Below are 13,582 nucleotides of genomic sequence, written 5' to 3'. Positions count from 1 at the left end.
GGACTTGGGGGTTGTGATTGTCGCTCACTGGCGACTAGAACGCCGGAGCCGGACGACCGCGTCGTCGCGCTCGCGAGGGAACGGCTCGTCCGCGCGGGTCATCCCGTCGCGGTTCGACGTGAGCACGAGGGGGGTTCCGTCGGGAGCCGCCACGACGCCCCGCAGCCGACCGAGTTCGTCCTCAAGGACCCGGTGGGCCGTCGCCGTGTAGGCGTCGTCGAGCCAGTCGGCGTCGAACCGGCGGCCGCGGTCGCCGACCGGCGGGAGGTCGGCCCCGGGCGGGGTCAGCGTGACGACGTCGAGGTGCCGTCCAGAGAGGGTCGCGACCAGCAGCCGGCCCCGCCAGGAGGGGATCGCCCCGCCGTCGTAGACCGTACAGCCCCCCGGTGCCCACGTCTCCTCGCCGGTGTTGACCAGGGGTGGCGCGTACTCCTCGCCGTAGGCCTCGTACTCCGGATCGTCGGGTCCCCCGCGGGCGACCGGCCAGCCCGCGTCGTCGCCGGGGCGGAGCCGGCGGATCTCGTCTCGCCCCTCGGGCCCGTGGTCGGTCGCGACCGGCGTCCCGTCGGGGAGGAACCCCACTCCCTGGGGGTTGCGGTGGCCGTAGCTGAACACCCGCGGGTCCGCAAGCCCCGGGTTCGCCGGGGAGGGCGTTCCGTCGGGCCGGAGCCGCAGGATCGTCCCCCCGAGCGTCGAGGGATCCCGGGCCGGGTCGCGCTCGGCGGTGCCGGCAGTGACCCAGAGATCGCCCCCGGGACCGAACGCGAGCCCCGTCCCGATCGTGTGGTCGCCGACGATCCCCTCGAGGATCGGCTCGCGGTCGCCGGGGGTATCGGGGTCGAACCGCTCGACTCTGGTCTCGCCGTCGGCGTGGGCGGCGACGTACACCCACCGCTCCTCGGGATGGACCGCGACACCGAGCAGGCTCTCGGCCGGCCACTCGCGGCGGCCCTCGAAGTCGGCCGCGTCGATCGGCTCGCCCGAGAGCAGTCGCTCGGTGTCGATCCGCGTGAGATGGCCCCCGCGTTCGGTCAGGAAGGCTTCCTCCCGCGCGAACGCGAGGTCCCAGGGGACTTCCAGGCCCGTCACGAGCGGCTTCCGATCGACCGATAGCGCCGGGGCGTCGGTCGGCGGCTCGGGGTCGTCGCCGTCCTCGCCGTCGTCTCCGTCGTCCTCGCCGTCTGCCTCCGTCCCGTTCGTCTCCGTTTCGGGTTCACCGCCGGCCTCCCCGTCGGTGGACCCGGTCTCCGTGTCGGTCCCCGACTCGTCAGTAGGCTCGGTTTCCGTCTCGAGGTCGTCGGTCGCGGACCCTTCGTCCGATCCGTTTCCGTCGCTCGCGTTGCTCTCGTCGGTATCGTTCCCCTCGGGCGATCCTGTCGGCGTATCGGTTACCTCCGGCGTCTCGCCAGTGTCCTCTCCGCTCTCATCACCGTCGGACCGCGAGAACGTACAGCCGGCGAGCACGAGGCTTCCCGCCGTCGCGAGAACCCGGCGGCGGGAGCGACGGGTCATCCGACCGATCAGCCCAGAACGTCCGTCGCGCTGGCGGCGAGGTCCCCGCCCTCGGCGTCCCGGAGCCGGTCGTCGCCGATCTTCAGCCGGAGTCGGGGCCGGCCGACGTCGATCGGGACCTTCTCGGTGTCGATGAGACCCATCTCCTCGAGGCGGGTCTTCGTCCGGGAGAAAGTGGCTTTGGAGGCGATGCCGACGTCCTCGCCCCACTTGCTGATATCGTACAGCAGGGCGTCGTTTTTCGCCGCGACGAGCAGCGAGATGGTGACCTCATCCAACCCCTCGCCGTCGCCGCGGGCGGTCTCCAACGAGTCGAGGATCGCGACGAAGTCGGCCTCGGCCTCCTCGGAGATCTCCTCGGCCAGGGTCTCCCGGACCCGCGAGATCGGCGGCGTCCGGAGGGTGAACTCCTCGGCTGCGTCCCAGCGATCGGCGTAGGCCTCGGTGGCGGCCTCGACAAACCCCTCGTCGTCGGTCGCGAGCCCGCCGACGCGGTCGCCGGCGGCGACGACCGCGACCACCCGGTCGCCGGTGATCAGAAGCGAGTTCTCGGGGCTCTCGTCGAGCGTCCGGAAGGAGAGCGAGCCGTCGGCGACCAGGTCGGCGGCGTTGCTCGCGACGATGAAGTCCTCCATCACGTCCTTCAGGGTCCGCTCGTCGGCGAGCAGTCGGACCAAGGGGAGTTCCTCGTCGAACTCGGTCGCGACGGCGACGAACGACTCGACGCCCTCGCGGGAGGGGTTGACCATGTAGATCTCCCCGCTCGCCTCGGCGAGGACCGCAGAGAGGACCTCGTCGATCCCGCTATCGAGTAAATTTGAGCTCATCTTACTGGTCAACTAAAAGTCCGCTACTTACTTAATTTTGTCGGCCGTTCGTTCGCCTCAACTTATAGTCGGACCACCTTACCGGTAATTTTTGTCCGTTCTTTCGTCATTTCTCTCCGATCGAGGCTATATCATCGATCTTTCGAGCTGGTTTAGGTCCGAAGATCCTGATATTATTAGCTATGAGGTGTGGATATATCCATCGGAATTAATCGAGAAGCGGTCCCGTGAGTCGTGCCAACGAGGGGCTTTCATCGGTCGATCTTCGGGTGAAAGGTACACTTATGGCCGAGCCAGGATACGATTCGAACATGAACCACGACCGCGTCAGAGCCGTCGATCCGGCCGTCGCCGACGCATTGGAGGGCGAGATCGATCGTCAGGAGTCGAGCCTCCAGATGATCGCGAGCGAGAACCACGTCAGCCGGGCGGTGCTCGACGCCCAGAGCAGCGTGCTCACCAACAAGTACGCCGAGGGGTATCCCGGCTCCCGGTACTACGGCGGCTGTGAGTTCGCCGACGAGGTCGAGGAGCTGGCGATCGAACGCGCCACGGAGCTGTTCGGCGCCGACCACGTCAACGTCCAGCCCCACTCCGGTACGCAAGCCAACCAGGCCGTCTACTTCGCCATGCTCGAGCCGGGCGATAAGGTCCTCTCGCTGGATCTGACCCACGGCGGCCACCTCTCTCATGGCCACCCCGCGAACTTCACCGGCCAGCTCTACGAGGTCGAACAGTACGAGGTAGACCCCGAGACGGGCTATCTCGACTACGACGGCCTCGCCGACCACGCCGCCGAGTTCGAGCCCGATATCGTCGTCTCGGGGTACTCCGCGTACCCCCGCGAGGTCGAGTGGGAGCGCATCCAGGAGACGGCCGAGGACGCCGACGCGCTCCACCTCGCCGACATCGCCCACATCACGGGTCTCGTCGCGGCGGGCGTCCACCCCTCCCCCGTGGGCGTCGCCGACTTCGTCACCGGCTCGACCCACAAGACGATCCGGTCGGGTCGGGGCGGGATCGTGATGTGTGACGACGAGTACGCAGACGACATCGATTCGGCGGTGTTCCCGGGCGGCCAGGGCGGCCCGCTGATGCACAACGTCGCGGGGAAGGCCGTCGGCTTCGGCGAGGCCTTAGAATCCGAGTTCGAGGAGTACGCCGAACGGACGGTCGAAAACGCCGAGGCCCTCGCCGACGGCCTCGCCAAACGCGGCTTCGAGGTCGTCTCGGGGGGGACCGACAACCACCTCGTGCTCGTCGACCTCCGGCCCTCCAACCCCGACACGACCGGCGGCGACGCCGAGGAGGCTCTCGAGGCGGCCGACGTCGTCCTCAACGGGAACACGGTCCCCGGCGAGACCCGTTCGGCCTTCGACCCCAGCGGGATCCGCGCGGGCACCCCCGCGCTCACGACCCGCGGGTTCGATACCGAGGACATGGAGACCGTCGCGGACCTGATCGCACGCGTGATCGACGCGCCCGACGACGGGGACGTCCGCGAGGCGGTCCGCGAGGAGGTCGCAGAGCTCTGTGCGGAAAACCCCCTCTACGAGTAGAACTGGCATCCCTTCGGGAGAGGGGAAACGGTTATTGACGTGGTAGCTGTGATATCGGTTGACAACGACCGATGCCGACGCATTACTCACAACGACCGTACGACTTCGAGACCGGCTGCTCGGGACTCGAGTGTGTGGCCGCGAGCGCCATCGACCACACCCTCGTCTTCCTCTGGGTCGGGCTCGCCGCGCTGGCCGTCCTGGGACTCGTCTTCCTCCCCAAAGCTCGAGAGGCCTGCGAGAGCGAGCGCGAGCGAACCCGAACCGAGGCCCGGGCGTTCGACCGGTTCGCCCGCCGGATCGACCGGATCGACACCGCCTCTCCGGAGACGACCGTCCGCGAACCCGCGGCGGGCCCACGGACCAAAACGCTCCTCCGCCCGCCCGACGCGACGGGCGACGGAATACGTGACGTCCGGGAGGCCTACCGCGAGACGGTGATGGCCGTCCCCCACTACGAGGAGGAGTACGACGAACCACTCGCCGAAAACGTCGCCGCGGAGTTCGACCCCGACGCCGCGGCCGCCCTCGCCTCCGGCGACCGCCTCACGCCCCAGGTCGAGCGCGCGCTCGTCCAGGCCGCGACCGACGCCCGCGAGGGCCGCGAGGACCTCGTCGACGCCCTCGACGCCGAGATCGCCTCCCTTGAGAGCTACGGTGAGACGCTATCGGGGCTCGAGCGCTCGCTCGACCGGCTCGACGACCGGCCCCTTCCCGGGCAGTCGTTCGACGAGCTCCGGGAGCGGTGGCGGGAGGTGGATCGGCTGCGAACGGAGCTCGGGGAGGTCCTCGCCGACCGCCAGGACGAGATCCAGTCGGGACACGCCCTCCGAGGCGGGTTCCCGGACCCATGGACGATGTACGCGTACTTCTACCAGTCGATCCCGACGACCCACCCCGTCCTGCGGGAGGGGGCGCGGGTGCTCGCCGACCTCTCGACCGCCGAGGACCGTCTCGCCCGCGCGCTGTCGCGGCGAGCGTAGCGATACCCACGTTCGTGGATACAATTCCCGGGTAGCCAGGCGAGATAGGCACGGATCCGAGGTTTGAAGGGTGTCGCCGTCGCCCTCTCGACCATGACCGAGATCATCGACGGCGACGCGGTCGCCGCCTCCCTCCGGGAGGAGTTAGCCGAGTCGATCGAAGAGCTGGCGGACGCGGGCGTCCAGCCGGGGCTGGCGACGGTGTTGATGAGCGACGACCCCGCGAGCGAGACCTACGTCTCGATGAAACGCGAGGACTGCCGAGAGGTCGGCATCGAGGACTTCCATCGCGACGTCGATTCGGGAGCCGACACCGAGGAGCTGATGGCCGTCGTCGCCGACCTCAACGAGCGCGCGGACGTCCACGGGGTCCTGGTCCAGACGCCCCTCCCCGACCAGGTGGATTCCGAGCGCGCGCTCCGCAGCGTCACTCCCCTGAAGGACGTCGACGGTTTCCATCCCGAAAACGTCGGCCGGCTCGTCCGGGGCGACCCGCGCTATCGGCCCTGTACCCCCCACGGCGTCCAGAAGTTGCTGGACGCCGCCGGCGTCGAGACCGAGGGCGCCGACGCCGTCGTCGTCGGGCGCTCGAACCTCGTCGGCAAGCCCCTGGCGAACCTCCTCTTGCGGAAGGCGCCCGACGGCAACGCCACCGTCACCGTCTGTCACTCCCGGACCGACGACCTCGCCGAAAAGACCCGTGGAGCCGACATCGTCGTCGCCGCCGCGGGCGTCCCCGAACTGATCGACGGCTCGATGCTTGCCGAGGGGGCGACGGTGATCGACGTCGGCTACAATCACGTCGACGGCGAGGCCGTCGGCGACGTCGCCTTCGAGAGCGCCCGCGAGACGGCGGGTGCCATCACGCCCGTCCCCGGCGGCGTCGGCCCGATGACCCGCGCGATGCTCCTCTACAACACCGTCAAGGCCGCGAGCATCCAGTCGGGGACCGATGTCTCCCTCCCCTAAACGTCGTCGAGCGCCTCGAGACGGTCTTCTGCGCGCGCGAGCGCGACCTCGTCGCCGTCCCGGAGTGCTCTCCCCAGGTCCCGGGCCGTCTCCACGAGCCGTTCCGCAATCTGCGGGGAGACGTCGCCGTCGAGCATCCGGATCCGGGTGACGTGCTCGCCGAGCGAGTCGAGGGCGCCGCGTTCGTCGGGGGCGAGCTCGCGGCCCTCGAGCCAACTCCGGACGTCCCGACGATACTCCCGGACGGCCTCGGCGTAGGCGAGCCCGCGGGCCATCGCGAGGCCGTGGGGAACCTCCGCGACGGGCGGGCGCTCGCCGCCGTCGGCGTCCCGGAGGAGCGAGACGAAGTACAGCTCCCCCTCGTCGGTCCGCTCGTGGGAGGGAGTCCGGGCGAGGACGTCGGCGACGTAGCGCAACTCGGCGGCCGCGAGATACGACTCGTCGAGATCGATCAGGTCCCCGCCACGGACGAACCCCCGGCGTCTGACGTAGGATCGGGCCTCCTCGGCCGCGCGCTCGGCGACCTCCTCGAGGGGGGCGTCGTCGATCAGCCCCCGGACCTCGGTCAGCTCGAGGGCGGCGTCGAGGTCGGTGTGTTCGGTCCGCTCGCCCGTGCCGACGCTCCGGAGGCTGCTACAGGCCGGACAGCCGACGCTGCCGGTCTCGTAGTACGACCAGCGGGTGCCACAGTCGGTGCACTCGCGTTCGCCCCGGATCTTCATGCGCGGGCGTAGGCCGGACGCGGGGAAAGACCCTCCGTTCGCCGTCCGCCCTGCTCGGCGGCGAACCCATCGGCCGCTTAGCGAGGGTCGAGACGGGTCGAGACGTTCGACGGAACAGGGCCACGCTGGTTTCGGCGGACCGCGGATTCGAGCCCGGCCACGGGACGTTCGTGACGAGAAGACTCTCGACCACGCGCGGGTGAGGGACTGTTCGGGGGCGAGCGAGACCCCCTCTTTCTACTTATGCCACCGTTTCACAACGAATATCCACTCCGTTATGAAGGTGCGGCAACTGCAGGCCCCATTGGAACCAACAGGACAGGCATAGCGGGTGAGTGTATGACCGAAGACCGATTCAGTCGACGCAGGTTCGTGACCGTCGCAGGTACCGTCGGTGCGCTGACCCTCGCGGGCTGTAGCGACGGCGGTGGTAACGGCAACGGCAACGGAAACGACACCGAAAACGAGACCGAAGAGGAGACCGAAACGGAGGAGGAAACCGAGACCGAAGAGGAGAACGATACCGGGATGGGCGAGGACAACGACACCGGTATGAACGACACCGAGGACAACGACACCGGTCTCGGCGATGACGAGAACGACACCGGTATGAACGACACCGAGGACAACGACACCGGTATGAACGACACCGAGGACAACGACACCGGTCTCGGCAACGACTCCGGCATGAACGATACCGAGGACAACGACACCGGCCTCGGCAACGACTCCGGCATGAACGATACCGAGGACAACGACACCGGCCTCGGCAACGACTCCGACGAGTAACGCCCGCCGCACCCACTGCCGGTCGAGTCTCCCAATTTTCGTTTACCGGTGACTGGCCAGCCACGCGTCAGCCTGTGAGAACGGACCACACCACCCCAACCGCTTTCCTCCGATCGGTCGTAGCAGGTCACATGACCCGGAGCGATCGAACTCCTGATCGGGAAATCCCCCGGCGGTAGCGAGAGACGCACGCCCCGACCGGCTCCCGACGGCACCACGACGGCTTCCGACCGGGACTTCCTCCGGACGGTCGGCCGCCGCCGCGAGGACGGCGCCTACGTCGTCGAACGCCGCGGCACCGCGGCGGGCCACCGCAAGGTCTTCGAGTCGTTCGCCGACTGTCGGGCGTGTTTCGACGCGCTGCCGGCGACGTTCGTGGCGGCCGACGTGGAGTGGCCCGGCGTCACCGGACGACGGCGCCACATGCTCGTCCACCACTTCGCCGAACACCCGGCCTTTCCCTGTCGGCTGGTCGGGCGCCAGCCCCTGTGCGCCCGGAAGCGAGAGGACCGGGACGGATGAGGGCAGTCAGCTTTTCCGGCTCCGCCGGGTAACCGGCGTATGCGAGACCAAGAGGAGATCCGCGAACAGTACGAATACCTGGCCGACCAACTCGAGAGCGAGGAGATGCGCCACGACGGCGTCCGAGAACTGTTCACCCACTACAAGCGGGCGCTGGGGTGGGTCCTCGAGGAGGAACACATGTAGACCGGTCGCGGACTCGGAGGGAGCACCGTTGGCTTCTCGGAGATTGCCGGTAGCTTTAAGTCGTTCCCCCGAATTTGGTCAGGTGACGCTTCGCTTGGAGGGCCGAAGCGTCAGCGGGGACCAATTCAGGGCGGCACGCGACCCGCGTGGCCTTTTTCACGCCCCGCGGGTCGCATTCCTGTTCGATCCACACGACCGAAAGCGACGCCCCCGCCCGGACGACACGGAACCGTATACGGCTCCGAACCCGCGCATCCGGAGTCGGTCGCTCCTCGAGTTCGTGACCGGTTCGGAACCGGCCAGGGTCGGTTCTCGGAGACGATGACACCGGTTCTCGGCTGTCTCGGAATACTTATTATAGTTCGGTAATGAGTGTGAACGAGACCTACCCAATGTACGACCTGACAGGATTCCAGCGTGACCTGCTGTACGTGATCGCGGGCGAAGGGGAGCCACACGGGCTGGCGATCAAGGAGGAACTCGAGAAGTACTACGAGAGCGAGATCCACCACGGGCGGCTCTACCCCAACTTGGACACCGTCGTCGACAAGGGGCTGGTCGAGAAAGGCCAGAAGGACCGCCGGACCAACGTCTACACGCTCACCCGTCGGGGACGTCGAGAGATCGAGGCCCGCCGGGAGTGGGAGGGCCAGTACGTCGAGGTGTAGCCGGATCCGGTGAGTCCGTGAGCGTCTCGGGCGGCCCCATCGGGTAACGAGCCGTTTATGACCCCCACGCTGCTACGTCGTGGGGTGAACGAGGCCGTCCCCGCCGTCGTCTTGCAGATCGCGGAAGCTCCCCTGGAGGAGTCCGTCGTCAGGATCGCGCTGGCGGGTGCCCTGGGGATGTTCCTGGGGCTCGAGCGCGAGTGGTCCCAGAAGTCCGCGGGGATCCGGACGTTCTCGCTGATCAGCTTACTGGGAGCGGTGTTCATGGTGCTCGTCCTCGAGGCCGACGCCGGCGAGAGCCTGCTCCTTCTCGGAGGGCTGTTGGTCATCGTCCAGGGAATCCTGCTGGCGGTCCAGGGGCTGTTGGACGACGACGAGGGAAGCGGCCTCTCGCTTACGACCTCGGTCTCGATGCTCGTCGCCTACGGCGTCGGCGCCCTGGTCGCCGCCGACTTCGTCATCGAGGGAGTGACCGTCGCCGTCCTCTCCTCGCTGTTGCTCGTTTTGAAACGCGAGCTCCACGAGTTCGCGTGGGGACTCACCCGCCAGGAGATGCGCTCGACGACGGAGTTCGCGATCCTCGCGTTCGTCGTCTACCCGCTGTTGCCCTCGACGTACCCCCTCGACCTCGGCGTCACCACGATCGAGCTCGAGCCCCAGGTGATCTGGCTGATGGTCGTCGCCGTCGCCGGCATCGGGATCGTCAACTACGCGATCGTCTCGACCTACGGCGGCCGAGGGATCGCCGTCACCGGCTTCTTCGGCGGGCTCGCGTCCTCGACTGCCGTCGTGGGGACGATGCTCGATCACGTCAACCAGCGCTCGGAGGCCGCCTCCTACGCCGTCGCCGCGATCCTGCTCGCCGACGCCGCGATGGCCGTGCGCAACCTGGCGATCGCCGTCGCCTTCACCGTCGGCAGTGGCGTCTCGCCGCTCGTCGAGGCGATCGTTCCGCTGGGAGCGGTCATCGTCCTCTCCGTGCTGATCGCGGGGGTGACCGCCGACTGGTCGGAGTCGACCCCGATGGACCTCGAGAGCCCCTTCTCGCTGAAGAACGCCCTCGCGTTCGGCGCCGTCTTCCTGGTCGTCCTCGTCTTCGGCTCGGTCGCCGAGGTCTGGTTCGGCACGCTCGGCTTCTACGCGACCGCGGTGGCGAGCGGGCTCGTCTCCAGTGCCGGCGCGACGACGTCCGCGGTCGTCCTCTACCGCGGGGGCCAGCTCGCCGCGCCGGAGGCCACGGTCGCGATCCTGCTCGCGACGGTCTCGAGCATCGTCGTCAAGGCGGTGCTCACGGCGACGTCCTCGAACACCCGGTTTCGAAACCGGGTCGCGGCCTACAGCGCCGTCCTCCTGATCGGGGGCGGGCTCGCCTCGCTTCTCGTCGTGCTCTGACCACCAAGGGTTAATCCCGACGGCCCCGATTGGAGGGCATGGACCGAGAGACGACCGAGCCGCGGGTCGAGCACGTTCCCGGCGACCGGGCCAGCGAGTGGGTCGAGGCCCACCACGCCGTCGCCGCGCCGAGCACCTACGTCTACGAGTTCGTCTGGGACGCCGGGGAGCCCGCCGTCGGCCCGTTCTGTACCGACGTCGACGGCAACGTCCTGATGGACTTCACGAGCCACGTCGCCTCCGCGCCGCTGGGTTACAATCACCCCGCGATTTCCGACCGGTTCGACGAGTTCGACCTCCCCGACCCCTCGAAGATCGCCGGCCAGGACTTCTACGTCAGCCCCGGCGGCCCCGTCGACTCCCCCGACTTTCCCGGCCCCACACAGCTCATGGAACAGCTCGTCGAGATCACCGACCACTACGGCATGGATCGGGTGTTTCTCTCGAACTCCGGGGCCGAAGCCGTCGAGAACGGGATCAAGATCTGTTATGCCTCCGGGAGACATCGCGCCGTCACCTGCGAGGGGGGCTTCCACGGCCGGACGCTCGGTGCCCTCTCGCTCAACCGCTCGAAAGCCGTCCACCGGAAGGGCTACCCGGAGGTTCCCGGCGTCATGGAAATCCCCTTCCCCTCGAGCTCCGAGGAGTACGAGCGCCGGTGGAAGACCGACGGCCCCGGCGGCAACGTCCTTGCCGACAAACTCGACCCCGAGCAGGGCACCGTCGATCCCGACGAGGTCGCCTTCCTGATCGTCGAGCCGGTCCAGGGCGAGGGCGGCTACCGGCCCGCCCATCCCGCGTTCATAGAGGACCTCGCGGCCCTCCGCGAACGCTTCGGTCTCCGGATCGTCGCCGACGAGATCCAGTCGGGGCTCGGTCGCACCGGCGAACTCTGGGGGATCGACCACTACGACCTCACGCCGGACGTGATCACGAGCGCGAAGGGCCTTCGCGTGGGGGCGACGGTCTCCCGATCCGAGATCTTCCCCGACGAACAGGCCCGCCTCTCCTCGACGTGGGGCGCCGGCGATATCCTCGGGGCGATGCAGGGCGCGCTCACGATCGACGTCATCCGCGAGGAGGGGCTCCTCGAGAACGTCCGCGACCGGGGCGAGCAGTTCCGTACACGATTGGAGGAAATGGCCGACGGGCGCGAATCGGTGATCGACGTCCGCGGGCTCGGCCTCATGCTCGCCGTCGAGTTCGACACCAAGGAGCGCCGGGAGGCGGTCGTCGAGGCCGCGCTCCGAAACGGCCTGCTCACGCTGGGCTGTGGCCACAAGACCCTCCGCCTGCTTCCACCGCTCGACGTCACGACCCGCGAGATAGCCCTCGCGAGCGACCTGCTGGCCGAGTCGATCGACGACGCCGGGTAGCCGGTTCCCGCTCACCGGCCGGGAGCGTCGGGCAGGTGTGCACCCTGATGGGTCCCGGCAGTCGCCACGGGGGCTCGTTTGGCCATCGAATTATACTCGTCGGGGTCGAACATCCCATATGAGGGTGCCACACGTACACAGACTCGAGGAGTTCGGAACCCGTTCGCTCGTGACCCACGGGCTGATGGTGGTGACGTTCCTCGGCGCCGTCCTCGCGGGACTGTTCGTCGAGGGCCAGTTTGGACTGGTGTCGTTCGTCGCGCTCGTCAACTTCACAGGCGGGCTCTGGGTCGCCCACTCGATCCACTCGCTGGGACACGTCCAGGGCGGCGGCGAGTACGTCGGCGTCCTGGCCGAACTGCGCGACGATGGCGATCCGGCCGAAACGGAGACCGACCGCGAGGGGTTCGACACGGGCCGGTTCGCCCGCCTGTTCACGCTCATCGCGGCCGTCACCGCAGTCTCGCTGCTGACGTCGGCACGGCTTCTGGGCGGGGCGCTCCTCGCGGCCGCGGTCGTCGGGGTCGGCACGATCGCGTTGATCACCGCGATGATCGGCTTTCTGATCTCGCTGGGGAGTTCCTACGACGCGGCCCAAGCACGAGCGACCGAGGACGTAGAGGCCGGATCCGAGACGAGAGACGTCTGAAACGCGGATCGGAAGAAGTGCTCCGTCAGGGATTCGAACCCTGGTCCTTGCCGTGAGAGGGCAAGATGATTGGCCGGACTACACCAACGGAGCCTGTCCTATCGTTGCTCCGTATCGTGTTTAAGCGTTCCGTTTCGAGCCCCCAGTGGCCCGGTCTGGCACACGCTCGAACGGCCGGATCACTCCTCGAACGGCGACTTCGTCGCCTCGGGTTCGAACCCCTCGAGGCTGACGATGTTCTCGCGGCCGACCCGGAGCTTGCTCACCGTTCCCTGGTCTTCCATCTCCGAGAGCAGCATGCTGACCTTCGACTTCGACCAGCCGGTCTCCTCGACGATGTTGACCTGTTTCATCCGACCGCCGTTCTCCCGGATCAGCCGGACGACCCGGTCCTCGTCGGTCATCAGCTCGGACTCGGGGATCGGGTCAGGCTCACCGGGGGCCGCGCCGGCACCCTCGGCCGCCGTGGTGGTCCCCGCGCCGTTGGTGGCCGGCTCCCCGCTCGGTTCGGGGGTGTCCGTCCCTCTTCGCTCTTCGGCGGCCCCCTCCGACGACCGATACCAGGCGAGGGCGACGACGGCTCCGATCCCGAGGGCGACCAGCAAGCCGCCCGCGACCAGCCATGTCGATCCCTCTACGGGTGTGAGCAGGCCCTCGGTGCCCTCGTTGGCTCCGGCCGCGGCCTCGTCGGGATCCTCAAGGACCGCGTAGGGCCGGCCGTCGAGGAACTCGTGTTCGCCGGACCAGGTCACCGACGAGGCCGCCTCCAGGGAGGTGCCCGGATACTCGGGTTCGGGTCGGGCCTCGCGGAACTCGAGGTCCTCGCCGGCGACGAGCTCGAGGGACTGGCTCTCGCCGATGTAGAGCCCGCCGTCGAAGACGTCGCCGACGACGACGGTGCCGTCGTCCTCGACCTCGGCGAAGTTCGTCCAGGTAAAGCGCATTTCGACGACGCCCATCGGACCGGGACGGTACTCGACGTCCGCCGAGCGATTGAAGTTCCTGCTCTCCATCTCGCGGTCGGTCTGCTCGCTCCCGGTGCCGATCAGCGCCCCCGCCTGTTCGGTAAAGCGGGTGTACAGCGGGCTCTCCTCGTCCTCCTCGAAGTTCTCGGCGAACGACTTGAACTCCTCGACCTCTTGGTTGTCGAGCTGGCGTTCGTGGCGGTGGGTCCAGGTCACCGTCCCGTTCTCGTAGACGACGACCTCGAACCGGGTCGTATCGAACTCGTCGGGGGCGACGACGGTCGCCGGCCGTTCGACCGCGGTGTCGCTCTCGAGGGGTCCGGTAGCTGACTCCGAAACCGCCGAATCGTCGGATCCCGAACTGGTTTGGCCGGGGCCATCCGCGACGACGAGACCACACGCGCCGAGGACGACGACGGCGACGACGAGCGCAACGGCGGCCGACCGGGACATTCGTCCTACA

14 protein-coding genes and 1 tRNA gene are annotated in these 13,582 nt (G+C 68.2%); 10 read left to right on the top strand and 5 right to left on the bottom strand.

Annotated elements, in window-relative coordinates; genetic code table 11:
* Positions 1–24 precede the first annotated feature (24 nt).
* Positions 25–1,512, bottom strand: coding sequence for a PQQ-dependent sugar dehydrogenase (locus LCF40_RS03350; RefSeq protein WP_224827352.1), 1,488 nt, complete (start codon positions 1,510–1,512; stop codon positions 25–27).
* 8 nt (positions 1,513–1,520) lie between these two features.
* On the bottom strand, positions 1,521–2,339 hold the full coding sequence (tbsP, locus tag LCF40_RS03345; RefSeq protein WP_224827351.1) for a transcriptional regulator TbsP: 819 nt from the start codon (positions 2,337–2,339) through the stop codon (positions 1,521–1,523).
* 311 nt (positions 2,340–2,650) lie between these two features.
* Here tbsP and glyA point away from each other — a divergent pair, with 311 nt between their 5' ends.
* From glyA to LCF40_RS03330, 3 genes are all read left to right on the top strand, one after another.
* A complete protein-coding gene (gene glyA / locus LCF40_RS03340; RefSeq protein WP_224827350.1) occupies positions 2,651–3,898 on the top strand; it encodes a serine hydroxymethyltransferase in 1,248 nt (415 codons plus the stop codon).
* Between the two features lie 71 nt (positions 3,899–3,969).
* On the top strand, positions 3,970–4,881 hold the full coding sequence (locus LCF40_RS03335) for a DUF7260 family protein (protein WP_224827349.1): 912 nt from the start codon (positions 3,970–3,972) through the stop codon (positions 4,879–4,881).
* A 93-nt stretch (positions 4,882–4,974) separates the two neighbouring features.
* Positions 4,975–5,850 carry a tetrahydrofolate dehydrogenase/cyclohydrolase catalytic domain-containing protein gene (locus LCF40_RS03330; protein ID WP_224827348.1) on the top strand — a complete coding sequence of 292 codons (876 nt, stop codon included), beginning with the start codon at positions 4,975–4,977 and terminating at the stop codon, positions 5,848–5,850.
* Here LCF40_RS03330 and LCF40_RS03325 read toward each other — a convergent pair.
* Complete coding sequence (locus LCF40_RS03325) at positions 5,847–6,572, bottom strand: DUF7117 family protein (protein WP_224827347.1); 726 nt, start codon at positions 6,570–6,572, stop codon at positions 5,847–5,849. The genes LCF40_RS03330 and LCF40_RS03325 overlap by 4 nt on opposite strands.
* Positions 6,573–6,911: 339 nt before the next feature.
* Between LCF40_RS03325 and LCF40_RS03320 the strand changes: the two genes are divergently transcribed.
* The 7 genes from LCF40_RS03320 to LCF40_RS03290 all read left to right on the top strand — a co-directional run bounded on the left by LCF40_RS03320 (position 6,912) and on the right by LCF40_RS03290 (position 12,154).
* Positions 6,912–7,361, top strand: a complete 450-nt coding sequence (locus LCF40_RS03320; RefSeq protein ID WP_224827346.1) for a hypothetical protein — start codon at positions 6,912–6,914, stop codon at positions 7,359–7,361.
* Positions 7,362–7,505: 144 nt separating this feature from the next.
* Positions 7,506–7,883, top strand: a complete 378-nt coding sequence (locus tag LCF40_RS23665; protein WP_425600718.1) for a DUF7528 family protein — start codon at positions 7,506–7,508, stop codon at positions 7,881–7,883.
* A gap of 39 nt (positions 7,884–7,922) precedes the next feature.
* On the top strand, positions 7,923–8,069 hold the full coding sequence (locus LCF40_RS03310) for a hypothetical protein (RefSeq protein ID WP_224827345.1): 147 nt from the start codon (positions 7,923–7,925) through the stop codon (positions 8,067–8,069).
* A gap of 392 nt (positions 8,070–8,461) precedes the next feature.
* Positions 8,462–8,737: a PadR family transcriptional regulator gene (locus LCF40_RS03305; RefSeq protein WP_114575891.1), complete on the top strand. Its 276-nt coding sequence runs from the start codon at positions 8,462–8,464 to the stop codon at positions 8,735–8,737.
* A 57-nt stretch (positions 8,738–8,794) separates the two neighbouring features.
* Positions 8,795–10,129: an MgtC/SapB family protein gene (locus tag LCF40_RS03300; RefSeq protein WP_224926082.1), complete on the top strand. Its 1,335-nt coding sequence runs from the start codon at positions 8,795–8,797 to the stop codon at positions 10,127–10,129.
* Between the two features lie 38 nt (positions 10,130–10,167).
* The gene (locus LCF40_RS03295; RefSeq protein WP_224827343.1) at positions 10,168–11,505 is read left to right on the top strand and encodes an aminotransferase class III-fold pyridoxal phosphate-dependent enzyme; all 1,338 of its coding nucleotides are present in this window, start codon (positions 10,168–10,170) and stop codon (positions 11,503–11,505) included.
* A 118-nt stretch (positions 11,506–11,623) separates the two neighbouring features.
* Positions 11,624–12,154: a hypothetical protein gene (locus LCF40_RS03290; protein WP_224827342.1), complete on the top strand. Its 531-nt coding sequence runs from the start codon at positions 11,624–11,626 to the stop codon at positions 12,152–12,154.
* An 18-nt stretch (positions 12,155–12,172) separates the two neighbouring features.
* Here LCF40_RS03290 and LCF40_RS03285 read toward each other — a convergent pair.
* Together LCF40_RS03285 and LCF40_RS03280 are read right to left on the bottom strand one after the other, a co-directional pair.
* Positions 12,173–12,247, bottom strand: a tRNA-Glu gene (locus LCF40_RS03285).
* 86 nt (positions 12,248–12,333) lie between these two features.
* The gene (locus tag LCF40_RS03280; protein ID WP_114575713.1) at positions 12,334–13,572 is read right to left on the bottom strand and encodes a helix-turn-helix transcriptional regulator; all 1,239 of its coding nucleotides are present in this window, start codon (positions 13,570–13,572) and stop codon (positions 12,334–12,336) included.
* Between the last annotated feature and the right edge of the window lie 10 nt (positions 13,573–13,582).

It is taken from the genome of Saliphagus infecundisoli, from assembly GCF_020177375.1.
Taxonomy (GTDB): domain Archaea; phylum Halobacteriota; class Halobacteria; order Halobacteriales; family Natrialbaceae; genus Saliphagus; species Saliphagus infecundisoli.
Note: the sequence above shows the minus strand (reverse complement) of the source record. Positions and strands in the feature narration are given on the sequence as shown.